We start from the raw sequence: 23,481 nt of genomic DNA, 5'->3' as shown, positions 1-23,481 counted from the left end.
GGTGGCGTATGATTAATGATCCGTTAACAAGCGGATCGAGAGAATGTCAGATACACTTTTTGCGCGTGGCGATTTCAGCAGGAAAATCCTGGAAATTCTGGATCACGTCGAATATCGCCGCGTCGAAAGCGGCGAAGACATGGAGGAGGTAGAGCGGCTGCGCTACAAGGCCTACAAGGCCCACGACGCGCTGTCGCTTGCCCCGGGAGGCCTATTGGACGATGTCGATTTCGACAGCCATGCCTATATCTTCGGTCTGTACCATTATGGTGAACTGGTCAGTACGATCCGACTTCACTATGTGACGCCGGAGCATCGTGTCAGCCGGTCCGGAGAGGCCTTTCCCGAGGCGATGGATGAGCTTTTGGACGCCGGACTGACCTTGATCGACCCGGCGCGTTTCGCGGCCGATCCGGATTTCGCCGCCGACATGCCATGGGTTCCCTATCTGACGCTGAGACCCGCCATCGTTGCCGCAGCGTATTTCCGGGCGGACCGCGTTATTCAGTCCGTCCGCCCCCCACATGCCGCCTTCTACAAGCGGGTTTTCTATGCCGATACCATCGTGCCCGGCCGGCTGGCGGAGAGTTACGGGGTTGACGTGACGCTGATGGCGACGAACGTGATCGAGGTCGGGCGCAAGCTGTTGACGCGCTATCCCTTCTTCATCTCCAGCGCCAGCGAGCAGCGCATGATGTTTTCGCGCAATCCCAACGACACGCTGCCGCCGCTCACCATCATTCCGACGGCGCGTTTCGTACCGCCAGGCGAGCTCGGCACCGATCTGCCGCTCTGATTTCTTCTTCCCTCCGGCTCAAGAGAAGGTGGTTGCGAGGCGGCTGCTGCGGCATTCTCATGCATTGCGCTTTCGCCTGTCATTGTGTAATCCCTGCAGCCAGGGATTTCCCTCGTTCGGCGAGGGAATCAGGCTGCGCAAAGGCATTTGAGGGAGACGATATTTATGGCCGAACATCATACCGGACCGGTCGAGACCGGCGCGCCGATGGATTACAAGGAACATGAAAAGACCTACGACATGTTCATCGCCGGCGCGAAATACGGCTCGATGCTTCTCATCGTCCTCCTGCTGGCGATGACCGCCGGTTTCTTCGGCGGCGCCGGCCTTCTCGGCGGCCTCTTCGTCTTCATCATTCTTCTTGCCATCGGCATCTTCCTGTTCCGCTGATCGCGTCGATTCAGAGGGGCGGAGCGTCCTTTGTGCGTCCGGAAGGACGCACGGCGCTCTGAGGGAGGAGAGCTTCTCCGAAGCTATGTGAACTAGGTGCTTGGCCCGCGCAGGCAAGCCTGCGGCGGTCTGGCTGACCCGGAGGAGGGGGCAGTTGGGCAATATCGTTTTCGTTGCAAGGGAAATTGCGGGCGAGGAGACGCGTGTTGCGGCCTCCGCCGAGACCGTGAAGAAAATGAAGAGTTTCGGCTTCGACGTCGTCGTCGAAGCCGGCGCCGGTGCGGCTTCGCGCATTCCGGACGGAGAGTTCGAGGCCGCGGGCGCCAGGATCGGCAGCTTTGCCGATGCCGCCTCCGCCGATGTGGTGCTGAAGGTGCGCCGTCCGAGCCCGTCGGAAATCGCCGGTTACAAGAGCGGCGCTGTCGTCATCGCCATCATGGATCCCTACGGCAATGACGAAGCGATCGCGGCTCTAGCAAGTGCCGGGCTTTCGGCTTTCGCGATGGAACTGATGCCGCGCATCACCCGTGCCCAGTCCATGGACGTGCTTTCCTCACAGGCCAATCTCGCTGGCTACCAGGCCGTCATCGAGGCGGCTGGTGTCTATGACCGCGCCATGCCGATGATGATGACGGCAGCCGGCACCGTGCCGGCCGCCAAGGTTTTCGTCATGGGGGCGGGCGTTGCCGGCCTCCAGGCGATCGCGACGGCCCGTCGCCTGGGTGCCGCGGTCTCGGCCACCGACGTTCGCCCGGCCGCCAAGGAACAGGTCGCCTCGCTCGGCGCCAAGTTCATTGCCGTCGAGGACGAGGAGTTCAAGGCGGCGGAAACGGCCGGCGGCTATGCCAAGGAAATGTCGGCCGACTACCAGGCGAAGCAGGCGGCTCTGGTTGCCGAACATATCGCCAAGCAGGATATCGTCATCACCACCGCGCTTATCCCCGGCCGTGCGGCGCCGCGGCTCGTTTCGCGCGCCATGCTTGCCGCGATGAAGCCGGGGGCGGTCGCCGTCGATCTCGCGGTCGAACGCGGCGGCAATATCGAGGGTGTCGTTGCCGGCGAGATCGCCGATGTCGAGGGTGTCAGGGTAATCGGTTTCGCCAACATGCCGGGCCGGGTCGCGGCCAGCGCCTCGGCGCTCTACGCCAAGAACCTCGTCACCTTCCTGGAGACCATGGTCAACAAGGAAACCAAGACGGTCGTCGCCAATCTCGACGACGAACTCGTCAAGGCGACGATGCTGACCTATGCCGGCGACGTAGTTCATCCCGCCTTCGGCGGCGCGAGGAAGGGAGACATGTGATGGCCAGTGAAGCAATGGACAGAGCGCTGGAGCAGCTCGACCAGGCAGTGACCGCCGTCATCACGGCGGCGGCCCAGGCACCGGAAGCGGCAAGTGCTGCGACCGGCGGGGCGATCGATCCGTTCGTCTTTCAGCTGGCGATCTTCGTCTTGTCGATTTTCGTCGGCTATTACGTCGTGTGGTCGGTAACGCCGGCACTGCATACTCCGCTGATGGCCGTCACCAACGCGATCTCCTCCGTCATCGTCGTCGGCGCGCTGCTGGCGGTCGGCATCTCTACAAGCGGGCTTGCGACCGGCTTCGGTTTCGTCGCCCTCGTGCTCGTCTCGGTGAACATCTTCGGCGGCTTCCTGGTGACGCAGCGGATGCTTTCGATGTACCGCAAGAAGGACAGGTAAGCGAGTGATGACCAATATCGCAGCCTTCCTCTACCTCGTTTCCGGCGTTCTCTTCATCCTGGCGCTGCGCGGCCTCTCCCATCCGGCCACCAGCCGCAAGGGCAATCTCTATGGCATGATCGGTATGGGGATCGCCATCCTGACCACGCTCGTGCTGGCCACACCGAACTTCGGCGGCTTCGTGCTGATCGTCCTTGGCCTTGCCATCGGCGGCAGCGTGGGCGCCTATGTCGCTCGCACCATCCCAATGACTTCGATGCCGCAGCTGGTCGCCGGTTTCCATTCGCTGGTCGGCCTCGCCGCCGTGCTGGTCGCGGCCTCGGCGCTCTATACGCCCGCCTCGTTCGGCATCGGCGAGATCGGTCAGATCCACACCGAGGCGCGCATCGAGATGGCGCTTGGCGTGGCGATCGGAGCGCTGACCTTCACCGGCTCGATCATCGCCTTCCTGAAGCTGGACGGACGCATGTCCGGCAAGCCGATCCTGCTGCCCTACCGGCATGTGATCAATGCCAGCCTGCTGGTGCTGATCGTGCTCTTCATCATCGGACTTGCCGTCACCGAAAGCCATTTCGACTTCTGGGCTGTCGTGGCGCTGTCGCTGGCACTCGGCGTCCTGCTGATCGTGCCGATCGGCGGCGCCGATATGCCGGTCGTCGTCTCGATGCTCAATTCCTATTCCGGCTGGGCCGCGGCCGGCATCGGCTTTACGCTCGGCAATCTGGCGCTGATCATCACCGGCGCGCTCGTCGGTTCCTCCGGCGCGATCCTGTCCTACATCATGTGCAAGGGCATGAACCGCTCCTTCATCTCGGTTATCCTCGGCGGTTTCGGCGGCGAGACGGCGTCCGGTGGGCCCGATACCTCTGATAAGACGGTCAAGCTCGGCTCCGCCGAGGATGCGGCCTATCTGATGGCGAATGCATCCAAGGTCATCATCGTGCCCGGATACGGCATGGCGGTCGCCCAGGCGCAGCATGCGCTGCGCGAACTCGCCGACAATCTGAAGAAGAACGGCGTCGAGGTGAAATATGCGATCCACCCGGTCGCCGGCCGCATGCCCGGCCATATGAACGTGCTGCTTGCCGAAGCGAATGTTCCCTATGACGAGGTCTTCGAGCTCGAGGACATCAATTCGGAATTCGCCCAGGCCGACGTCGCCTATGTCATCGGCGCCAATGATGTCACCAATCCGGCCGCCCGCGACGACAAGACCTCGCCGATCTACGGCATGCCGATTCTCGACGTCGACCGGGCAAAGACCTGCCTCTTCGTCAAACGCTCGCTCGGCTCGGGTTATGCCGGCATCGACAATACGCTGTTCTACAAGGACGGCACGATGATGCTGCTCGGCGACGCCAAGAAAATGACCGAGGATATCAACAAGGCCATCGCGCATTGATCGACGCAGATACAGCCGCCTTTGGGCGGCTGTTCGATTCAGGCCGGGTGTTCGTCATATCTCGCCCGGCACGAGGGTCATCTTCTCGACGCCGATCGCCAGGTTCAGCCCTTCCTGGGCTTGGACATTCAATGGCTGCAGCATGAAGGCCTTGTTGGTGCCGCCGGCGATCACTTTGGCGCCGGCGCCTGCGCCCACGCTCACATCGGCGCCGATGCCGTAATATTCGCCGGCAAGGGCGAATTGCGGGACATCCGTGCCGGTCTTGGCCAGCACCTGCCAGATCATCACGCTTTTGCCGGTCTGGCCGATATCAATGCCGAATTTCTCGATCTTGCCGGCATAGACCGCCTTGGCGCCGCCGGACGCCGGCGTATAGGTGCAGAGGAGGTTCTTCTGCGAGGCGACGATCAGGCCCTGGCCGCCATCCGATCCGCAGACCAGACGGCCAAGCGTGACATAGCTTTCCGCGCCCGCCGGGCCTGCCCAGGCAGCGGCCGCCAGTGCCGCGGCTGCGATCATGGTTTGCTTGAACATGGTCTTTCTCCTTTGGAACGACCTGTCCGAAACGGGTGGAGATGGTGATTGTTCCTGGAGTCTAATCCCGTTCCAGCATGGCGCGCTGCGCCGTCAGCACCCAGCGCAGGCCTTCGGGCAGGAAATCGACCTGCACCGTACCGCGGAAAGCCGAGGCGGCATGAGCCTTGATAACGGTAGTGCCGAAGCCCGAGCGCGATGGCTCGACAACAGGCGGGCCGCCGCGCTCTTCCCAGGTGAATCGGAGCAAGGCATCCGGTTTGTCCTCCTCTTTGACGTCATGCCATTCGAAGCGGACACGGCCCTGCGGCACCGAGAGTGCACCATATTTCACCGAATTGGTGGCGAGTTCATGCAAGGCGAGGCCGAGATTCTGCACCGCATCCGGCTTCAGCACGAAATCGTCGCCTGTGATGTCGATCTGTTCGCGCGATTGGGGGAAGGCCTGCAGATGGATGTCGACGACCCGTCGCAGCGACACCCCTCCCCATTGCTCGCTGGTCAGGAGCTCGATCGAACGGACCAGCCCGTCGAGGCGATCGGCGACGGCGGCCTGGAAGGTCTCGACGCTGTCGGCCTGCTTGGCGAGCTGGCGCATCATTGCCTGGGCAAGTGTCAGAAGGTTCTTGGTGCGGTGGACGAGCTCATGCATGACGAAGCGCAGCCGGTCCTCGGTCTGGCTGCGATCGAAAGAGGCATTCGAAAGGGCGATCGCCACCTGGTTCGCCTCGATGACGCTGGTCTCGACCGGCGAGACGATATGGCCTTCGCCCATGCGGTTCGCCATTTCGGCGATATCGCGGATGGTGGTGCGCACCTGCCGTGCGACGGCGTAGGCGCCCAGCACGGCGACGAGCACAAGGGCCACGCCGCCGATGATGAGGAAACGCCAGGTGCTGAGGATCGATGCCTGGGCGATCGGTCCCCAGATCACCGTCTTCCACGACCAGCCGGGAATCCGGGCATAACCGAGCAGCATATGCGGCAGGATCGTCTCGTCCTGGAAGACGCCGCGGGAAGCAGTGAAGGCCGGCAGGATGCGCGGATCGAAGGGCGTGCCGGGTTCGAGATTGGCGGGGCCGGTGGCGGCGACGACGTGGCCGCTCTGATCGATGACGGCGGCCGACCAGCCGGGGGCAAGCCCCTCTGTCGTCACGAGCTTGCCCAGATCCTTGGCGTCCTGGGTGATGATGAGGGCTGCGACGGGATCATTTTTCCGCGGCAGGGTGACGTTATAGACCCAGTCGCCGCTGGTGCGGCCGCGAAAGACGTCTGATGCTTCGATGCGACCGGAGGTCATGGCCGACTGGAGGGCGGCAGTGTTGGCTATCTCGCCAAGCGGCGTGCCGAACGCTCGGCGCGTGTTCAGCAACTGCTGGCCGCTGCGGTCGACGGCGATGACATAGAGCGTATTGTCTCTGAGAGCCGTTTCGGTGCGCTGATGGAAGGCGGCGAGATTGCCGTTTTCAAGCTCCGGCGAGCTCGAAAGCAGCCGCAGCGTCGTTGCCATATCCTGAAGCTGGCGGTCGATGATGCGCGAAAGAGCAAGCGCATCCTGGGCCGTCTCGCGCCGCAGCGTCGAACGCTGGTTGTCTTCCAGCTGCAGCAGAAGCAGCGTCACAAAGGCGAAGATCGGCAGGGCGATCGCCACCGCCATGGCGACAAGATAGGTGCCGATCGAGGCTTTGGGAAAGAACAGCGCGACAATCTTCATCTGGTGCGCCACAGAGTGTTACAGGGTCTTTTGCCCGTCTGAAAAGACGCGCGGCGCTGTAATGCGCGCGGCCCGCAACGGTTTTCGTTTGCGGCCAGGAAAGCAAAGATCCGCATCTCTCGCAAACCGCCCTCAACTCGTTTTAGAATGCCCGATAGCGGGCTATCGAAGCAGCGCCATGTTAGGGGGAGCAAGAGCAGGTTGCAACATACTATGACAGGTGGTCGAGAGCGGCGGATCTTTTGCTGCGTCTCGTTTTGAGGTCGTGCGGCCGCTTTTGCGGCAGGATCGCTCCTGCCGCCCGACCATATCGTTAGCCGGCTGGGGCGACGCCGACGCGGGCAAGGCCGTCGCGAGCCGGCTGGTATTTGGGATCGAGGCCGACCGCGTGGCGATAGGACCGAGCGGCCTTCGCCTTGTCGCCGCGGCGTTCGTAGACGAGGGCCTGATTGGCCCAGGATTCGGCGATGTTGCCGTTGAGCTCGATCGCATGGTTGAAATCGGCAAACGCGTTGTCGTCGTCGTTCAGTGCGATATAGGAAATGCCACGGCCGTTATAGGGCTCGGCGGAATTCGGCGCGAGCGAGATCGCTTTCGAGAAGTCGTCGATCGCCTTGTCCTGCTGATTGCGCTTCTGATAGATCAGGCCACGATTGTGATAGGCGCGGCCATCGGTGGTGCCGAGCTGGATCGCCTTGTCGAAGTCGTTGAAGGCCTGATCGTCCTGGCCGGCCATGCGATAGACATTGCCGCGGCCGATATAGGCGACGTCATAGCTCGGATTGATCTGCAGGGCAGCATTGTAGTCGCCAATCGCCTGGGCTTGCTGGCCCATGTTGCGATAGACGAGGGCGCGGTTGGCGTAAGCCTGGAAAAACCGCGGATTGATCTGCAGCGCCGTGTTGAAATCGTTCAGCGCCTTGCGGAATTCGCCGCCGCGGCCATAGGCGGAGCCGCGGACATTGTAGCCCTCGGGATCCCTGGGGTTGGCGTTGATAACAGCCGTCAGCGACGCGATATTCTCTTCCGAGCCCTGCGCCTTGTCGATGCTGATGACCGCATCGGAGGTGGGGGTCGTCTCACAGCCTGCAAGGCCGAATATTGCCGCCAGCGCCAAAGCCGGCAGGAAGGCGGTTTTCTGCAAGCGCCAAGCGCGGGACGGATTGAAGGTGATGACTGCCATTCGGGCTCGCTTTCCCCATGCGGCACATCCGCTATGCGGACATGCGATTCAGCGGCAAACTAAAAAGGCGGCGGCGAACCTATCGCCCCCGCCACAATGCATCTGAAAACGTCAAAAAAACGACAGCAACGCTCAGCGTGCTGCGACCAGACCTTCGCGCTGGGCGCGCTTGCGGGCCAGCTTGCGAACGCGGCGAACAGCTTCTGCCTTTTCGCGAGCACGCTTCTGCGACGGCTTCTCGTAGTAGTCGCGCATCTTCATTTCGCGGAAAATGCCTTCGCGCTGCATCTTCTTCTTGAGAGCGCGGAGAGCCTGATCGACATTATTATCGCGGACAAGTACCTGCACGAGAATCACGTTCCTTTGGTTGGTTGCTGCCTGCGGCGGCGCAGCGCCAGGGGCAAAACTATAACGTTCGCGCGGCCGTAGCCTTGCGATTGGTGATGCGAGATAGCAGATCGGGTACGGGAAGTCCAGATGGATATGGGAAGCGGGCGGAAAAATCACGCTTGCCCCATCCGGTCACGATCCCGCGGCTTCGTCCAGCGCGGCGATCGCCTCTTTGAGGGCCGACCTGACCCGGAGGCGATCGGCAGGCTCCAGCCGGCTCATATCCAGATGCAGGTCGAGGCCCGCGAGGTGTTCGCTGAGGACGCGGCTCTTATGATCTGCACCGAGCGTCAGCCCATCCACCGCATAGGGCACGATCTCGCGCTGTATGCCCTTCATCGTGATCGGCGGCAGCGAATGGGCCGCGACGATTTCATTCACCAGCGCGTAGGTTTCGTAGCTAATGACGATCTCTCCTCCCTGGGCGATCGATTGCAGCCGGGCTGCGAGGTTGGCCTCCGCCCCGATGATCGTATAGTCCATGCGGTCGTTGCTGCCGAAATTGCCGACGTTGCAATAGCCGCTGTTGATGCCCATGCGGACGACGAAAGGCTCTTCGGTGCCGTTTCTGCGCCATCTGTCCTTGAGTTCGCCGAGACGGCGCTGCATGTCGACGGCCATGCGCAGGCAGGCTTTCGCGTCCTCCTCCGGACCCTTGGTTTCCGGGTCGCCGAAAAACACCAGCATCGCGTCGCCGATGAACTTGTCCACCGTGCCGCCATATTCCAGAGCAATGTTCGACATCTCCGTCAGATATTCGTTGAGCATCTCGGTCAGGGCTTCCGGCTGCAGGCGCTCGGTCGTCGCGGTGAAATCCTTGATGTCGGAGAAAAAGATCGTCAGGCGCTTGCGCTCGGTATGGACGACGACGTCCTTCTGCCCGGAGAAGATGCTTTTGTAGATCTGCGGCGAGAGATAACGCGAAATCTTCAGGGAAACGCTGGCGAGGAACTCGTTCGCCGTTTCCAGATCCCGGTTGGCGCTGTGGATCGCGCGCGCCTGCTGCCGCTGGAGTAGAATGAAGCTGATGCCGATAATGGCGACGAACAGAAAATAACAGAGCAGGTATTTGAAGGCGAAGACGTTGCCCGCATAGGGCTGCCTGATGATGACCTCCTGAATGCCGCGCACGTCGCCCACCTTCCAATCGGTCTTCGGGCTTTCGGGATGGCTGTTGTGGCAGGCAACGCAGGCCTGGCCCATGACCACGGGGGTAATGAATCGCAGAGTATCGGTCAATCCGACACGGGTGAGGTCGTTCAGCGTCTGCTGCGGATCGGCGCGCAACGCGGCGAGCGCTTTCGTCTCGAAATCGTCGAGCTCGTGGGATGCGCGGCTCTTGAACGGCAGGTCGGAGACGAAACGGTAGGTTATATTGGCCTGCTGCTCCTTGATGACGTCGCCGAGCTCCAGGGACAGTGTGGCCGGCAGCGGGATGGCGCCTGGAATATTGGCGTAGTTGTGAGAGACAACAGTGCCTTCGGTCGCGCCGCTGGCGTGGGCGGCCAGAACACGGCCCACGACATTGGCCGAATAATAGGAGCGGATGCTCGATATCAGCGAACTCATGTCGCGCGCCTGACGCCGAAGGGTATTTCCGGAGAGATCGCTGATATCGAGCCAGACGGCCAGAGGCAGCCCGGCGAGCATTGCCAGCACGACGACGATCAGCCAGTAGCCGCTGCGACGCGCGGCGGTTTCGGAAATCAAGGCGACCTCCATTCCTCTCGAAAAAACCATGCGATTTTCGATCGCTACAAGAACATTTCGCCGCGCGCCCGGCAAGGTCGAAGCCTTGCCATCCCGGCAAAAGCTCGACCAAAAACTGGCGGGTGGCCGAGATTGACGAGACCTCCCTGCCGCCCCGTAAAAGCAGAACGGGGAGGCTGAAAAGAGCGTGCTGCTAATGCATGTGGCGAATGGCGTTCGGACCGAAAGCGGCGTAGCCTGTCTGTCGGCAGATGCGGGCCGCTCTACTCGGTCGGCCGAGGGAGGGGACGCGTGGAGAGATGATGACGCGCGCGCAGCAAATCGGTGTCGTTATCGGCCTGGCGATCGTGGCTCTGCTCACGGTCCTGCGGGCAGGCGATCCCGGGATTTTCAAGCTGATCCGCGGCGTGACGTTCGACGAATATCAGCGGCTGGTTCCGAGGACCTTCGAACCGATGCCTGTCCGGGTGATCGACATCGACGAAGCTTCCCTGCGCGAATTCGGCCAATGGCCATGGCCGCGGGACCGGATGGCGCTGCTGGTGGACCGGCTTTCTCAAATGGGCGCTTCGGCCATCGCCTTCGACATTCTTTTCGCCGAGCCGGACCGGCTGTCGCCGCGCAATGTCGTCCGCGAGGTCGCGGGCGTCGATCCTTCCCTTGCTAGGAAATTGCCTGACAATGATGAGATATTCGCCCGCTCGATTGCCGAGAAGCCCGTCGTCCTCGGCTTTGGCCTTTCCAACGAGGGCAAATACCGGCCGCCTGTGAAGGCGGGTTTCGCCTTCACAGGCGAAAGCCCCGTCTCGGCTCCTCCCTATCTCGGCGCCTCGACGCCGCTCAGGCCGCAATTGGAGGCCAATGCGGCGGGGCTCGGCCATATCAGCCTCAATCCCGGCAACCCCTCGCCGGTGGTGCGGGCGGTGCCGCTGTTCCTGACCGACGGCCAGCAGCTCTATCCCAATCTCGCCATCGAAGCTCTTCGCGTCGCGCAGGGAGTATCGACCTATGTCTTGTCAGGCGCGCCCGATCGCGCCGGCATCATGGCATCGGTAAAGATCGGGGATTTCGTCGTGCCGCTGACGGCTGCGGGCGAACTCTGGCTCTATGTCAGCCCCGACCGGGCCGAGCGGTACATATCCGCCCGGCAGGTGCTTGCGGCCGAAGGGGCCTCTCCCGAGGTCGCGGCCGCCATCGACGGCAGCATCGTCTTCGTCGGCACATCGGCGGCCGGCCTGCAGGACATTCGCGTCACCGCACTCGGCGAGAACGTTCCCGGCGTTTCGCTGCATGCGCAGGCGGTCGAGCAGATCCTCTCCGGCCAGTTCCTGTCGCGGCCGGACTGGGCGGACGGGCTGGAAATCCTGATGATTGCCGTACTCGGATGCCTGCTCGTCGTGGTGACGACCTTCGTCAGCCCGGCGGTCGCGCTGATCTGCGGCCTGCTGATTACGGCAATGGCACTTTTGGCATCCTGGTTGTCGTTTCTCTATGCGGGGCTCCTTTTCGACCCGCTGGCGCCGATCGTCAGCGGATCGATCATCCATTTTGCCGCGACTTCGTTCCGAATCCTGGTGATCGACCGGGAGCGGCGGGCGGTGCGGCGCGCCTTCGGGCAATATCTTTCTCCATCGCTGCTCCATCGCATCGAGCATACCCGCGATGCATTGCGCCTCGGCGGCGACGACCGCGAGCTGACGGTGATGTTCGTCGATGTCAGGAGCTTCACCGAAATCAGCGAGCGGCTGGCGCCGACGGATGTCGTCGCGTTCCTCAACACCCTGCTCGATGCGCTGAGCCGCCATGTTGTGGCCAATGAAGGCACGCTCGACAAGTTCATCGGCGATTCGATCATGGCCTTCTGGAATGCGCCCGTCGATGTGGCCGATCACGCAACCAAGGCGGTTCGCGCCGCACTTGCCATGCGTGAAACGCTCGTCGAATTGAACGCCGGCGATGCCTTTGGCTTCGGGCCCGAGCAGGAGGTTGGCATCGGCATCGGCATCCATACCGGCCTTGCCTGCGTCGGCAATATGGGCGCCAAGACCCGCTTCAACTATTCGGCGGTCGGCGATGCCGTCAACATCGCGGCCCGCATCGAGTCATGCTGCAAGGAAGTCGGCTTCGATATCCTCATCTCCGACAGCACGGCACGGTCAGTGCGGGGAATGGCGCTGATCGAGGCGGGAGCCCTTCCACTCAAGGGGAAGAGCAGCCGGACGCAGATCCTTGCTGTTGTCGGCGATGAACGGGTGGCGGCATCCCAGGAATTCGCCGCGCTCGAAGTCATTCATCGACAGTTGATGCAGGCCCTGCAATCGCATTCGCGGAACAGCCGGAAGCTTATCGGTACGGCAAAGCTGAGGGCGGTGCAGGTGACCGGCGCTCTGACGGAATTCTACCAGCGCATATCCGGCAGGACCGATCATTTCCGCGAGGTGCCGGAGGTGATCGAAAAGAGCGCCGCCGACTGATAGGCCTCAACGGCCGCGGTTGAAATTCCGCCCCATGTCGTGGCTCCGATCGTTGTCATGATCGCGATCGCGATGTCCATGATGGTCGCGGTCGTGGCCGCGATGATCCTCGCCGTGATTTCCCGGCTTTCCGTCATCGTCATGGCGGCCATGGCCCTCATGCTTGTCAGGCCTATCCGGCGTGTCATGATACGGCCTATCGTGATACGGCCTATCGTGATGCGGCTTGTCGGGCTTGGTCGGCCGCTCCTTTTGCGGCTCGGCCTGCTTCTGTGGCGGGTCCTGCCTTTGCGGAGCGGGCGCAATCGCCGGCGGAGGCCGTTGTCTGTCTTTTCTTTCCGGCGCGACTGACGCCATATTACAGCCGCCGAGCATGCCGATACCGCCTGCAAGCCGCTGATTGCCGGAGAGGAAAGGGAGGGCGCGGGGATTCCCGAGCGTCTCGAGAACACTGGGATCGACCCGGCGTGCTGCCGACATATTGCCGTTCGGCTTGGCCACCACGCAATCGCAGCGCTGCTGCAACTGTCGGCAGCCGCCAGGACCGCAAAACTGGGCCGCGCCATTCAACAGAACGACGGCGGTCGTGCCATCCGGACCGACGTAAAAATCGAAAGCGGTGCCGCGCACTCCGATCGTGCCGGCGGGCGTGAGGATCTGGTAGGCCGAGGAGTTGGAACTGCCGCTCACCCAGCGGAATGTCCCCTTTGCCGCCCTGATGGTGAGCTTCTTGACCGATTGGGAATCATCGAAGACATATTTGTCGATCACGACCGATGAACCCCAGCCGACCGCAAGCTTCGTGCCGTCACGAAACAGGAACTGGCCAAGCCCGGATGGGGATGTCTTGATGCGCTCGTTGCGATGAACGCTGGTGTCGACCTCGATCGGGCCGCTCTGTCCCGTCACCTCCGTCTTGATCAGGACGGCTTGGCCGACCGGCTCGGCGGCAAGTGCCGGTTGCGCGCCCACCACGATGCAAAGCGCCTGGAGTAATGAACGCCGACCCCACATGATACAACAACCCCGGGAACATAGGGTGGATTAACATTTTAGTAACTGCTTGTCTTCTCGCCCACTTGGGCTAGGAGCGGGTCGGCGGCCCGGGAAAGGTCAGTTGCCTCATCCTGGCGAACGGCCTTCGGAGGCACGGCACGATGCCGCCCGAAACCGCGCGCTTTTCGGCGGCATGTCGTTTAGTGTCAAAAGCAAAGCTCTTACGCGTCGCAAAAGAGCCGTTGTGCCGCATTTGGATTTGCGATTTGTATGGGCACGGAGAACAGCCCTTTCCCGAAGGAGAAGAAGGCGGATGCGGAAATATTCGGTTTTTGCCGTGGCGAGGGAGGCCCTTCGTGGTCACAAGGGCTGGGAGAAGCAGTGGACTTCGCCGGAGCCACGCGCCGAATACGACGTCGTTATCGTCGGCGCCGGTGGCCACGGGCTGGGTGCTGCCTATTATCTCGCCAAGGAGCACGGCATCACCAATGTGGCGGTGATCGAAAAGGGCTGGCTCGGCGGCGGCAATACCGGCCGCAACACCACCATCATCCGCTCGAATTATCTCTACGAAGAGAGCATGCACATTTACGAGCATTCGATGAAGCTCTGGGAAGGGCTTTCCCAGGAGCTCAATTACAATGTGATGTATTCGCCGCGCGGCGTGATGATGCTCTCGCACAATATTCACGACCAGCAGTCCTTCAAGCGGCATATCCATGCCAACCGGCTCTACGGCATCGACAATGAATGGCTGACGCCGGAGCAGGCGAAGGCCTATTGTCCACCGCTCGACATCTCGGCCAGCGCGCGCTACCCGATCAACGGGGCGGCACTGCAGCGGCGCGGCGGCACGGCGCGGCATGACGCGGTCGCCTGGGGTTATGCGCGGGCGGCCTCGGACCGCGGGGTGCACATTATCCAGAATTGCGAAGTGACCGGCATCCGCCGCGGCCCCGACGGACGGGTGACCGGGGTCGAGACCTCGCGCGGCTTCATCGGCGCTAAAAAGGTCGCCGTGTCGGCGGCCGGCCATACGACGACCATCATGAACATGGCCGACGTGCGCGTGCCGCTGCAGTCGAGCCCGCTGCAGGCGCTGGTCTCCGAGCCGCTGAAGCCGATCTTTCCCTGCGTCGTCATGTCGAACACGGTGCATGCCTATATCTCCCAGTCCGACAAGGGAGAGCTCGTCATCGGCGCCGGCACCGACCAGTATAATTCCTATTCCCAGACGGGCGGGCTGCAGATCATCACGCACACGCTCGACGCTATCTGCGAACTCTTCCCGATGTTCCGGCGCGTCAAGATGATGCGGCAATGGGGCGGCATCGTCGACAATACGCCGGACCGTTCGGCGATCCAGTCGAAGACACCGGTTCCCGGGCTTTACGTCAATTGCGGCTGGGGCACCGGCGGCTTTAAGGCGACGCCGGGCTCGGCCAATCTCTTTGCGCATCTGATCGCCCGCGACGAGCCGCACAAGTTCAATGCCGGGCTGACGCTGGAGCGTTTCCGCACCGGCCGGCTGATCGACGAAGCGGCGGCGGCGGCGGTGGCGCACTGATGACGTTCATTATGGCCGAGATTTTGTGGGGGAGCGTTACGTTCCCCGTTGCACCGACCCTATGCGCCGGGAGACTTACATGCTGCTGATCCATTGCCCATACTGTCAGGAAGAGCGCTCCGAGCTCGAATTCCGTGGCGCGGGTGACGCGCATATCGCGCGGCCCACCGATATCGCCTCGATCTCGGACGAGGAATTCGAAGCCTATTTCTTTTTGCGCGACAATCCGAAGGGGCTGATCTTCGAACGGTGGCGTCATATTCACGGCTGCGGACGCTTCTTCAATGCGGCGCGCGATACCGTGACCGACAAGTTCATCATGACCTACAAGGCGGGTGAGCCGAAGCCGGAGATCGGGGCTGCAGCCCAGCAGCATGGGCCTGTCGAGACATATGAAGCCGTGGAAGGAGAGGCGCAATGAGCGGCGCAAATCGTATCGTCGGCAAGGGGCGCCTGACCCCGGCCAGGACCGCGCGCTTCAGCTTCGACGGCCAGACCTATACGGCGCTCGAAGGCGACACCGTCGCTTCGGCGCTGATCGCCAATGGCGTGCACCTTGTGGGGCGTTCGTTCAAATATCACCGGGCCCGCGGCATCCTGTCGGCGGGGGCCGAGGAGCCGAACGCGCTGATCGACGTCGCCCGCGATACGGCGCGCAAGCAGCCGAACGTGCGCGCCACGGTGCAGGAAGTCTTCGACGGCATGATCGTCAGCTCGCAGAATCGCTGGCCGTCGCTGGCCTTCGATATCGGCGCGGTCAACAATCTGATGTCGCCGTTCTTCGCCGCCGGCTTCTATTACAAGACCTTCATGTGGCCGCGTGCCGCCTGGAAACACGTCTACGAACCGATCATCCGTCGCGCCGCCGGCCTCGGCGTTGCGCCGACGGAGGAGGATCCCGACCATTATGCCAGCCGCTACGCCCATTGCGACGTGCTGGTGGTCGGCGCCGGTATTGCCGGGCTTTCGGCAGCGCTGGCCGCGGCCGGGACCGGCGCCAAGGTGATCCTCTGCGACGAGCAGGCGGAAGCGGGCGGCGCATTGCGCTACGATGCCGGCGTGACGATCGACGGACAGGACGGCTATACCTGGGCACAGAAGGCCGTGGCGCAGTTGAAGGCGATGGACAATGTCGACGTGCTCACCCGCACGACCGCCTTCGGCTACTACAACCACAATTTCGTCGGTCTTGCCGAGCGCGTCACCGATCATATCGCCAAGCCTTCCCACGATCTGCCGCGCGAGCGCTTGTGGCAGGTCCGGGCCAAGCGGGTGATCCTCGCCACCGGCGCGATCGAGCGGCACATGGTATTTCCGAACAACGACCGGCCCGGCATCATGCTCGCCTCGGCAGGACGGATGTACCTCAATCATTACGGCGTCGCGGTCGGGACCAAGGTCGGCATCTACACGGCGCATGACTCGGCCTATGAAGCGGCTTTCGATCTGAAACGAGCCGGTGTTTCGATCGCCGCCATCGTCGATAGCCGGCAGGCGCCGGGAGCGGCGGTGCTGGAAGAGGCGCGTGCGCTTGGCATTGATGTTCTCACAGGCCAGTCGGTCGTCAACACGGCGGGGCGGCTGCGCATCTCATCGATGACGGTGGCGCGCAACGGCGGCGGCTCGCCGCGCAAGATTGCGGTCGATGCGCTGCTGGTTTCGGCCGGCTGGACGCCGTCCGTGCATCTGTTCTCGCAGTCGCGCGGCAAAGTGGCCTTCGATGCCGAAAGCCAGCGCTTCCTGCCCGGCTCCTATGCGCAGGACTGCCTCTCGGTCGGCGCCTGCAACGGCACCGACGACCTCCAGCGGACGATCGAGGAATCGCTTGCTGCCGGCGAGCTGATGGCGCAGGCCACCGGCAAAAGCGGCGGCGAGAAGATCGCAATTTCGGCCGAGCAAGCCTATGACTGGACGGGCGGCATGATCGGTGCCGCCGAGGGCGCCGGCCCGAAGACCAACGCCAAGGCCTTCATCGATTTCCAGCACGACGTCTGTGCCAAGGATATCCGCCTTGCCGTGCGCGAGGGCATGCATTCGATCGAGCATATCAAGCGCTTCACGACCAACGGCATGGCCTCGGACCAGGGCAAGCTGTCCAATATGCACGGCCTGGCGATTGCCGCCGAGATGCTCGGCAAGGAAATCCCGCAGGTCGGGCTCACCACTTTCCGTGCGCCCTATACGCCGGTCACCTACGGCACGCTGATCGGCCACTCGCGCGGAGAGCTGTTCGATCCGACACGCAAGACGCCGCTGCATGATTGGGAAGAAGCCCATGGCGCTGTTTTCGAGGATGTCGGCAACTGGAAGCGCGCCTGGTTCTATCCGCGGGCCGGCGAGACCATGCATCAGGCGGTTGCCCGCGAATGCCGGACGGCACGCGAGTCGGCCGGCATCTTCGACGCCTCGACGCTCGGCAAGATCGAGGTGGTGGGTCCGGATGCGGCGAAGTTCCTCAACCTCATCTACACCAATGCCTGGGACACGTTGAAGCCCGGCAAGGCCCGCTACGGCATCATGACCCGCGAGGACGGCTTCGTTTATGACGACGGCGTCGTCGGACGCCTGGCGGACGACCGTTTCCATGTGACGACGACGACCGGCGGCGCGCCGCGCGTTCTGCATCACATGGAAGATTACCTGCAGACGGAATTCCCGGATCTGAAGGTCTGGCTGACCTCGGTGACCGAACAATGGGCCGTCATCGCCGTGCAGGGACCGAAGGCGCGCGAGATCGTTGCGCCGCTTGTCGAAGGGCTCGATCTTTCGAACGAGGCCTTCCCGCATATGAGCGTTGCCGAGTGCACGGTCTGTGGCGTGCCGGCGCGGCTCTTCCGCGTCTCCTTCACCGGCGAAACCGGCTTCGAAATCAACGTGCCGGCCGATTACGGTCCGTCGGTGCTCGAAGCGGTCTGGGCCAATGCCGAACCGCTCGGCGCCTGCGTCTACGGTACGGAGACGATGCACGTGCTTCGCGCCGAGAAGGGTTACATCATCGTCGGGCAGGATACCGATGGAACCGTAACCCCCGATGACGCCGGACTTTCCTGGGCGGTTTCGAAGAAAAAGACCGATTTCGTCGGCATTCGCGGGCTGAAGCGGCCGGATCTCGTCAAGGACGGGCGCAAGCAGCTGGTCGGCCTCGTCACCAAGGATCCAAAGCTGGTGCTCGAAGAAGGCGCGCAGATTGTCGCGAACCCGAACGAGCCGAAGCCGATGACCATGCTCGGCCACGTCACGTCAGCCTATTGGTCGGACAATTGCGACAGGTCGATCGCCTTTGCGCTGGTCGCCGGCGGCCGGGCGCGGATGGGCGAGACGCTGTATGTACCGATGCCGGATCGGACGATCGCCGTCGAAGTGACGGATCTGGTATTCTTTGACAAGGAAGGGGGCCGCATCCATGGCTGATGTCGCAATTCGCAAACCGGCGCTTGCCGGCCGTCTCGGCGGCTCCGCAACGGTGCGGCTGACGACCGCACCCGCTGCCAGCCGGGTGGCGCTGCGCGCGCCGGCGGAATCGCTTGCAGCACTTTCCTCCGCTCTCGGCTTGTCCGTGCCGACCGCCCCGAAGACATCGGGCCGGGCCGGTGCCCGATCGGCGCTCTGGATCGGGCCGGATGAGTGGCTGGTGATCGATGAGGCCGGCGCCGACCTGATGGCAGTATTTGCCGGCGCCGGAGCGCTGCATTCGGCGACCGACGTTTCCCACCGCAATGTCGCGATCATCGTCTCGGGACCGGGCGCCGAAACCACACTTGCGGCCGGCTGCCCGCAGGATCTGTCGCTTTCTTCCTTTCCGGTCGGCGCCGCGTCGCGCACCATTCTCGGCAAGGCGGAGATCGTCCTTCTCCGCACGGAGGAGGATACGTTCCGGGTGGAATGCTGGCGGTCGTTTTCCGACTATGTCTTCGGGCTGCTGGCCGAAGCGGCCGGTGATGCGGGACATTGAGGCCGGGGCAATTCCTGCATAGTCGTCTGTTCAAGGGATAAGTGGATGCTGCATCATGCTTCCCTCGGCGTTTCCGATATCGAGCGATCGGCGGCATTTTACGATGCTGCCTTCGCCGCGCTCGGTTATGTCAGGGTCTGGGACGATATCCGGCCGGGGCAAACAGGGCAGGCGGTCGGCTACGGGCCTCCCGGCGGCGGAGACAAGCTGGCGATCAAGCATCGGCCGGAGGGCCAATGTCCGCCCGGTCCGGGCTTTCATCTGGCCATTGCCGCGCCAAGCCGAGCGGCGGTCGATCGATTTCATGCGGCGGCCATCGCGCATGGCGGCCGTGACAACGGCGGTCCCGGTCTGCGGCCCCATTACGGCGAGCATTATTATGCCGCCTTCGTCATCGATCCGGACGGACACGCTCTTGAAGCGGTCTTCAATTCGCCGGAGCAATAAGAGCAGCGTTGTGCTTACACGTCCTCCGGGCGGTCCTTCGGGTCGAATTGGATGATGGTGATCCATTTTGCCGTCAGCGCCGGCTTCTTCTCGTTTTCGATTTCGATGGTCACGTCATAGGTGGTCATCAACATGCCGGCGCCGCGGAATCGGGCGTCGGAGAGCAGGAAGCGGCCGCGGACGCGGGCGCCGCTTTTCACCGGCGTCATGAAGCGGACTCGGTCGAAACCGTAGTTGATGCCCATGGTCTGCTCGCGCACTTTCGGCAGGCAGTTGTAGTTCATCGTCGACAGCAGAGACAATGTCAGGAAGCCGTGGGCGATGGTGCCGCCGAACGGACTCTCGGCCGCCGCGCGTGCGGGATCAACGTGAATGAATTGATGGTCGTCGGTCGCCGCCGCGAAGGCGTCGATCATTGTCTGGTCGACGGTGACCCAATCCGAAAGGCCCGTTTCCATGCCGATCAATCCCCGCACGTCGGAGAGTGAAATTTCCGTGCCCATGCATTCCTCGTGAAACAAGCCGCCGCGGCCAAGCCTTATCGTGCATTTGTGACGATTGCGACAAGGATTTGCGCCAGCGAGGGGAGGCAGTCAATTTTCTACAAAAAATGCGACGGAACGTGGCTCGACGGTCGCGCGGTCGCCGATTTCCTTCGCTCCATCCGGTGTCAGCTGGCGCCAGCCGGTCTCAGCCCCGGATGGGAGGGTGAAAAATTGGCGGTCGCCCGAACGGTTGACGAGCACGCCGAGCCGGGTCTGCCTGCCACGCGAGGCACGGTCGCCGGTCGACAGCAGCATGCCGAGGGTGGAAAGCGACGGCGTCTCCCATTCGGCAACGGTCATCGGCTCGCCGGAGAGCGAAATCCATTCGACATCGCCATTTCCTGACAGGAAGCCCGTTTCGGAGAAGACCGTGAAGCGGCGGCGCAGTCCTGCGACGAAGGCGGTATGGGCAACGAGATCCTCGTCCAATGCCTTCCACTCCAGCCAGGTGATCTCGTTGTCCTGGCAATAAGCATTGTTGTTGCCGTGCTGGCTGCGGCCGCCCTCGTCGCCCGCCGTCAGCATGATGCTGCCGCGGGTGGCAAAGAGCGTCGATATCAGCGCCATCACGTCGTCTTTGCGACGCTTGCGGATCGAGGGATAGACGGTTTCCCCTTCGACACCGTTGTTCCAGGAATGGTTCTCGTTGTGGCCGTCACGATTGTACTCCCCATTGGCGTCATTGTGCTTTCCGGCGTAGGAGACGAGATCGGTCAGCGTGAAGCCGTCATGGGCGGCGAGGAAATTGACGCTGCGCGTCTCTCGGCCGTCGTTGCGGGAGAAGATGTCGGAGGAGCCGGCAAGGGCGGTGGCCAGCGCGCCGGTCTTCCAGTCGTCGCCGCGCCAGTAGCAGCGCAGATCGTCGCGAACCCGGTCGTTCCATTCGAGGAAGGCACTGGGGAAATTGCCGAGCTGGTAGCCGCCCGGGCCGATATCCCAGGGCTCGGCGATCATGATCCGGTCGGCAAGCACGTCGTCGGCCAGGATCGCGGCAAGCGTTCCGCCGTCGCGTTCGAAGCCAGTCGCGGTGCGGCCGAGCACCGGGGCGAGATCGAAGCGAAAGCCGTCGACGCCGGCGTTCAGCACGAAATGGCGCAGGCTGTCGATGATCAGACGTCGGACCTGAGGATGATCGCAGGCGAGCGTGTTGCCGGTGCCGGTGTCGTTGACGAGTTCACCCGGCCCATTCTGGGCGTGGCGGTAATAATGCAGGTTGTCGAGACCGCGCAGCGACAGCGTCGTTCCGTAACGGTCGCTCTCGCCGGTATGGTTGAAGACGAGATCGAGGATGACGGCGATGCCTTCGGCGTGGAGAGCGGCGACCGTTTTTCGCAGTTCCTCCATGCCGCCCGGCGCCAGCCGCGGATCGAGCGCCATGAAGGCGACCGGATTGTAGCCCCAGCCGTTGGTGAGGCCGAGCGGCGGCAAGTGGCGCTCGTCGATCCAGGCGGTGATCGGCATCAGTTCGACGGCGTCGACACCGATCCGCTTCAGGTGAGCGACGACGGAGGGATGGGCAAGGGCTGCGACCGTGCCGCGCTCTGCCTCCGGCACATCGGAATGGAGAATGGTGAAGGGCCGTACCGCCACCTCATAAATAAAGCCGCCCGGTTTGAAGAGCGGCTTGCCGATTGCGGCTGGGGTATCGGTGGTGACGATCGCCTTCGGCATCAGATCCTTGCTGTCCTCGCCATAGATGCCGAGACGGGGATCGTAGCGGAACGGCCGGTCGATCTCTTTGGCGTAGGGGTCGATCAGCAGTTTGGAGGGGTCAAACCAGAGGCCGTTGTCCGGCGCGTAGATACCGTCGGCGCGATAGCCGTAGCGCGCGCCCTGCTTCAGCCCGTCGACGAAGAGACGATGGGTGTGGTTGCTGTCGCGCGCCATCGGCAGGCGCGCGAATTCCCTGTTGCCGTCATCGTCGAAGAGGCAGAGTTCGATCTGTGCGGCATCATGCGACCACACGGCAAATTCGACGCCGGTCTCGAAGACGATCGCGCCGCTTTGCGCCGAACTGGACCCCCGCATGTTCCCCCCGGATCAGGTGATCACGGTTGGCGCGTTGCGTCCCGTGCGTTCCCGAATGCTGGCAATGCTTTCGGCGGCCGCGATCAGATCGGCGAGCGCTTCCTGCGTTTCGATGTTGTGGCGAGTCGAATCCGGCTCGTAACGCTCGATATAGACGCGCAAGGTTGCGCCAGACGTGCCGGTGCCGGACAGGCGGAAGACAACGCGGGAACCGCCTTCGAACAGGATGCGGATGCCTTGATGCTCGCTCACCGATTTGTCGATCGGATCGTGATAGGCGAAGTCGTCGGCCTTCTCGACCTTCAGGCTGCCGAAGCTCTTGCCGGGCAGGGTGGAAAGCTGGCTGCGGAGATTGTCCACAAGACCGTTCGCCGCATCGGTGTCGAGGCCTTCGTAATCGTGGCGCGAATAATAGTTGCGGCCATAGGTCTGCCAGTGCTGGGTGACGATATCGACGACGCTCTCGCCGCGCACGGCAAGAATGTTCAGCCACAGCAGCACCGCCCAGAGGCCGTCCTTTTCGCGGACGTGACTGGAGCCGGTGCCGGAGCTTTCTTCGCCGCAGATCGTCGCCATGCCGGCGTCGAGCAGATTGCCGAAGAACTTCCAGCCGGTCGGCGTCTCGTACATGCCGATGCCGCGTTTTTCGGCGACGCGGTCGGCCGCACCCGATGTCGGCATCGAACGGGCTATGCCGGCGAGACCGCCGGAATAGCCGGGGGCGAGATTGGCGTTGGCGGCAAGAATCGCCAGGCTGTCGGAGGGGGTGACGAAGATGTCGCGGCCGATAATCAGGTTGCGGTCGCCGTCGCCGTCGGACGCGGCGCCGAAATCGGGCGCGTCATCGCCCATCATCTCATCGAAGAGTTCCTTGCAGTGAACCGGGTTCGGGTCGGGATGATGACCGCCGAAATCCGGCAGCGGCATGAAGTTGCGCACCGAGCCCAAGGGAGCGCCGAGACGATTTTCGAAGATTTCCTTGGCATAGGGACCGGTGACGGCGCTCATTCCATCGAAGGCAATGCGGAAGCCGAGGCTGATCAGATTGCGGATGGCGCCGAAATCGAACAGTTCCTCCATCAGTGCGGCATAGTCCTCGACCGGGTCGATGACCGAGAGGATCATGCCGCCGGGAAGTTCGTCCTTGCCGATGCGATCGAGGTTGACGTCGGCGAAATCGGCGATCTTGTAGCTGTCGATCGTCTTGGAACGCGCATACATCGCGTCGGTGATCTTTTCCGGCGCCGGGCCGCCATTGTTGATGTTGTATTTGATGCCGAAATCTTCGGTCGGGCCGCCGGGATTGTGGCTTGCGGAGAGGATGATGCCGCCGAAAGCCTTGTATTTGCGGATGATGTGGGAGGCGGCCGGCGTCGACAGAATGCCGCCCTTGCCGACCATGACCTTGCCGAAGCCGTTGGCGGCGGCCATCTTGATCGCCTTCTGGATGACTTCGCGATTGTAGTAACGTCCGTCGCCGCCGATGACGAGGCACTTGCCCTGATAACCTTCCAGCGAATCGAAGATCGACTGGATGAAGTTCTCCGCATAGTTCGGCTGCTGAAAGACCGGAACCTTCTTGCGCAGTCCCGACGTGCCGGGTTTCTGGTCCAGATAGGGCGTGGTGGGTACGGACTTGATCATTTTAG

Annotated in this window: 20 protein-coding genes; 11 read left to right on the top strand and 9 right to left on the bottom strand. The window is 62.8% G+C overall.

The window, feature by feature from the left end:
- The first annotated feature begins 43 nt into the window (after nt 1–43).
- The 5 genes from QMO82_RS19835 to QMO82_RS19815 all read left to right on the top strand — a co-directional run bounded on the left by QMO82_RS19835 (nt 44) and on the right by QMO82_RS19815 (nt 4,289).
- A complete protein-coding gene (locus tag QMO82_RS19835) occupies nt 44–796 on the top strand; it encodes a hypothetical protein (RefSeq protein WP_183609477.1) in 753 nt (250 codons plus the stop codon).
- Between the two features lie 165 nt (nt 797–961).
- Nucleotides 962–1,186 (top strand): aa3-type cytochrome c oxidase subunit IV, encoded by a 225-nt coding sequence (locus tag QMO82_RS19830; protein ID WP_097618207.1) that lies wholly within the window; start codon nt 962–964, stop codon nt 1,184–1,186.
- Between the two features lie 154 nt (nt 1,187–1,340).
- A complete protein-coding gene (locus QMO82_RS19825; protein WP_183609478.1) occupies nt 1,341–2,489 on the top strand; it encodes a Re/Si-specific NAD(P)(+) transhydrogenase subunit alpha in 1,149 nt (382 codons plus the stop codon).
- Nucleotides 2,489–2,887 (top strand): proton-translocating transhydrogenase family protein, encoded by a 399-nt coding sequence (locus QMO82_RS19820; protein ID WP_003542949.1) that lies wholly within the window; start codon nt 2,489–2,491, stop codon nt 2,885–2,887. The genes QMO82_RS19825 and QMO82_RS19820 overlap by 1 nt, the downstream gene beginning before the upstream one ends.
- A gap of 7 nt (nt 2,888–2,894) precedes the next feature.
- The gene (locus QMO82_RS19815) at nt 2,895–4,289 is read left to right on the top strand and encodes an NAD(P)(+) transhydrogenase (Re/Si-specific) subunit beta (RefSeq protein WP_183609479.1); all 1,395 of its coding nucleotides are present in this window, start codon (nt 2,895–2,897) and stop codon (nt 4,287–4,289) included.
- 54 nt (nt 4,290–4,343) lie between these two features.
- On the opposite strand, the gene QMO82_RS19810 is transcribed toward QMO82_RS19815, so the two are convergent.
- The 5 genes from QMO82_RS19810 to QMO82_RS19790 form a co-directional block, all read right to left on the bottom strand.
- A complete protein-coding gene (locus QMO82_RS19810) occupies nt 4,344–4,826 on the bottom strand; it encodes a DUF992 domain-containing protein (protein ID WP_183609480.1) in 483 nt (160 codons plus the stop codon).
- A gap of 61 nt (nt 4,827–4,887) precedes the next feature.
- Complete coding sequence (locus QMO82_RS19805; protein WP_183609481.1) at nt 4,888–6,540, bottom strand: sensor histidine kinase; 1,653 nt, start codon at nt 6,538–6,540, stop codon at nt 4,888–4,890.
- A gap of 313 nt (nt 6,541–6,853) precedes the next feature.
- Nucleotides 6,854–7,723, bottom strand: a complete 870-nt coding sequence (locus tag QMO82_RS19800; RefSeq protein ID WP_183609482.1) for a tetratricopeptide repeat protein — start codon at nt 7,721–7,723, stop codon at nt 6,854–6,856.
- 132 nt (nt 7,724–7,855) lie between these two features.
- On the bottom strand, nt 7,856–8,071 hold the full coding sequence (gene rpsU, locus QMO82_RS19795; RefSeq protein WP_003542939.1) for a 30S ribosomal protein S21: 216 nt from the start codon (nt 8,069–8,071) through the stop codon (nt 7,856–7,858).
- Between the two features lie 174 nt (nt 8,072–8,245).
- Nucleotides 8,246–9,835: an adenylate/guanylate cyclase domain-containing protein gene (locus tag QMO82_RS19790; RefSeq protein WP_183609658.1), complete on the bottom strand. Its 1,590-nt coding sequence runs from the start codon at nt 9,833–9,835 to the stop codon at nt 8,246–8,248.
- Between the two features lie 290 nt (nt 9,836–10,125).
- On the opposite strand from QMO82_RS19790, the gene QMO82_RS19785 reads away from it, so the two are divergent.
- Nucleotides 10,126–12,297 carry a CHASE2 domain-containing protein gene (locus QMO82_RS19785; RefSeq protein ID WP_183609483.1) on the top strand — a complete coding sequence of 724 codons (2,172 nt, stop codon included), beginning with the start codon at nt 10,126–10,128 and terminating at the stop codon, nt 12,295–12,297.
- 6 nt (nt 12,298–12,303) lie between these two features.
- Here the strand turns inward: QMO82_RS19785 and QMO82_RS19780 are convergent, their stop codons facing one another.
- The gene (locus QMO82_RS19780; protein ID WP_183609484.1) at nt 12,304–13,311 is read right to left on the bottom strand and encodes a FecR domain-containing protein; all 1,008 of its coding nucleotides are present in this window, start codon (nt 13,309–13,311) and stop codon (nt 12,304–12,306) included.
- A gap of 295 nt (nt 13,312–13,606) precedes the next feature.
- Here QMO82_RS19780 and QMO82_RS19775 point away from each other — a divergent pair, with 295 nt between their 5' ends.
- The 5 genes from QMO82_RS19775 (at nt 13,607) to QMO82_RS19755 (ending at nt 19,259) form a co-directional block, all read left to right on the top strand.
- Nucleotides 13,607–14,860, top strand: coding sequence for a sarcosine oxidase subunit beta family protein (locus QMO82_RS19775; protein WP_183609485.1), 1,254 nt, complete (start codon nt 13,607–13,609; stop codon nt 14,858–14,860).
- Between the two features lie 79 nt (nt 14,861–14,939).
- Nucleotides 14,940–15,281 carry a sarcosine oxidase subunit delta gene (locus QMO82_RS19770; RefSeq protein WP_183609486.1) on the top strand — a complete coding sequence of 114 codons (342 nt, stop codon included), beginning with the start codon at nt 14,940–14,942 and terminating at the stop codon, nt 15,279–15,281.
- Nucleotides 15,278–18,271, top strand: a complete 2,994-nt coding sequence (locus tag QMO82_RS19765; RefSeq protein WP_183609487.1) for a sarcosine oxidase subunit alpha — start codon at nt 15,278–15,280, stop codon at nt 18,269–18,271. Before QMO82_RS19770 ends, QMO82_RS19765 begins: the two co-directional genes overlap by 4 nt.
- Complete coding sequence (locus QMO82_RS19760) at nt 18,264–18,812, top strand: sarcosine oxidase subunit gamma (RefSeq protein WP_183609488.1); 549 nt, start codon at nt 18,264–18,266, stop codon at nt 18,810–18,812. The genes QMO82_RS19765 and QMO82_RS19760 overlap by 8 nt, the downstream gene beginning before the upstream one ends.
- Nucleotides 18,813–18,857: 45 nt before the next feature.
- Nucleotides 18,858–19,259, top strand: a complete 402-nt coding sequence (locus QMO82_RS19755; protein WP_183609489.1) for a VOC family protein — start codon at nt 18,858–18,860, stop codon at nt 19,257–19,259.
- A 14-nt stretch (nt 19,260–19,273) separates the two neighbouring features.
- On the opposite strand, the gene QMO82_RS19750 is transcribed toward QMO82_RS19755, so the two are convergent.
- The 3 genes from QMO82_RS19750 to QMO82_RS19740 form a co-directional block, all read right to left on the bottom strand.
- The gene (locus QMO82_RS19750; protein ID WP_183609490.1) at nt 19,274–19,762 is read right to left on the bottom strand and encodes a MaoC family dehydratase; all 489 of its coding nucleotides are present in this window, start codon (nt 19,760–19,762) and stop codon (nt 19,274–19,276) included.
- A 90-nt stretch (nt 19,763–19,852) separates the two neighbouring features.
- Nucleotides 19,853–21,832 (bottom strand): glycogen debranching protein GlgX, encoded by a 1,980-nt coding sequence (glgX, locus tag QMO82_RS19745; RefSeq protein WP_183609491.1) that lies wholly within the window; start codon nt 21,830–21,832, stop codon nt 19,853–19,855.
- A gap of 12 nt (nt 21,833–21,844) precedes the next feature.
- Nucleotides 21,845–23,476 (bottom strand): alpha-D-glucose phosphate-specific phosphoglucomutase, encoded by a 1,632-nt coding sequence (locus QMO82_RS19740; RefSeq protein ID WP_183609492.1) that lies wholly within the window; start codon nt 23,474–23,476, stop codon nt 21,845–21,847.
- Between the last annotated feature and the right edge of the window lie 5 nt (nt 23,477–23,481).

Origin of the sequence: Rhizobium sp. BT04, from assembly GCF_030053135.1 — a bacterium.
Classification (GTDB): Bacteria; Pseudomonadota; Alphaproteobacteria; order Rhizobiales; family Rhizobiaceae; genus Rhizobium; species Rhizobium binxianense.
Note: the sequence above shows the minus strand (reverse complement) of the source record. Positions and strands in the feature narration are given on the sequence as shown.

What these genes read in the sequence shown, in the direction of transcription:
- QMO82_RS19835 (WP_183609477.1), top strand. Translation starts at nt 44, where the DNA reads ATGTCAGATACACTTTTTGCGCGTGGCGATTTCAGCAGGAAAATCCTG.
- QMO82_RS19830 (WP_097618207.1), top strand. Translation starts at nt 962, where the DNA reads ATGGCCGAACATCATACCGGACCGGTCGAGACCGGCGCGCCGATGGAT.
- QMO82_RS19820 (WP_003542949.1), top strand. Translation starts at nt 2,489, where the DNA reads ATGGCCAGTGAAGCAATGGACAGAGCGCTGGAGCAGCTCGACCAGGCA.
- QMO82_RS19815 (WP_183609479.1), top strand. Translation starts at nt 2,895, where the DNA reads ATGACCAATATCGCAGCCTTCCTCTACCTCGTTTCCGGCGTTCTCTTC.
- QMO82_RS19810 (WP_183609480.1), bottom strand. Translation starts at nt 4,826, where the DNA reads ATGTTCAAGCAAACCATGATCGCAGCCGCGGCACTGGCGGCCGCTGCC.
- QMO82_RS19805 (WP_183609481.1), bottom strand. Translation starts at nt 6,540, where the DNA reads ATGAAGATTGTCGCGCTGTTCTTTCCCAAAGCCTCGATCGGCACCTAT.
- QMO82_RS19800 (WP_183609482.1), bottom strand. Translation starts at nt 7,723, where the DNA reads ATGGCAGTCATCACCTTCAATCCGTCCCGCGCTTGGCGCTTGCAGAAA.
- QMO82_RS19790 (WP_183609658.1), bottom strand. Translation starts at nt 9,835, where the DNA reads ATGGAGGTCGCCTTGATTTCCGAAACCGCCGCGCGTCGCAGCGGCTAC.
- QMO82_RS19785 (WP_183609483.1), top strand. Translation starts at nt 10,126, where the DNA reads ATGACGCGCGCGCAGCAAATCGGTGTCGTTATCGGCCTGGCGATCGTG.
- QMO82_RS19780 (WP_183609484.1), bottom strand. Translation starts at nt 13,311, where the DNA reads ATGTGGGGTCGGCGTTCATTACTCCAGGCGCTTTGCATCGTGGTGGGC.
- QMO82_RS19775 (WP_183609485.1), top strand. Translation starts at nt 13,607, where the DNA reads ATGCGGAAATATTCGGTTTTTGCCGTGGCGAGGGAGGCCCTTCGTGGT.
- QMO82_RS19770 (WP_183609486.1), top strand. Translation starts at nt 14,940, where the DNA reads ATGCTGCTGATCCATTGCCCATACTGTCAGGAAGAGCGCTCCGAGCTC.
- QMO82_RS19765 (WP_183609487.1), top strand. Translation starts at nt 15,278, where the DNA reads ATGAGCGGCGCAAATCGTATCGTCGGCAAGGGGCGCCTGACCCCGGCC.
- QMO82_RS19760 (WP_183609488.1), top strand. Translation starts at nt 18,264, where the DNA reads ATGGCTGATGTCGCAATTCGCAAACCGGCGCTTGCCGGCCGTCTCGGC.
- QMO82_RS19755 (WP_183609489.1), top strand. Translation starts at nt 18,858, where the DNA reads ATGCTGCATCATGCTTCCCTCGGCGTTTCCGATATCGAGCGATCGGCG.
- QMO82_RS19750 (WP_183609490.1), bottom strand. Translation starts at nt 19,762, where the DNA reads ATGGGCACGGAAATTTCACTCTCCGACGTGCGGGGATTGATCGGCATG.
- glgX (WP_183609491.1), bottom strand. Translation starts at nt 21,832, where the DNA reads ATGCGGGGGTCCAGTTCGGCGCAAAGCGGCGCGATCGTCTTCGAGACC.
- QMO82_RS19740 (WP_183609492.1), bottom strand. Translation starts at nt 23,476, where the DNA reads ATGATCAAGTCCGTACCCACCACGCCCTATCTGGACCAGAAACCCGGC.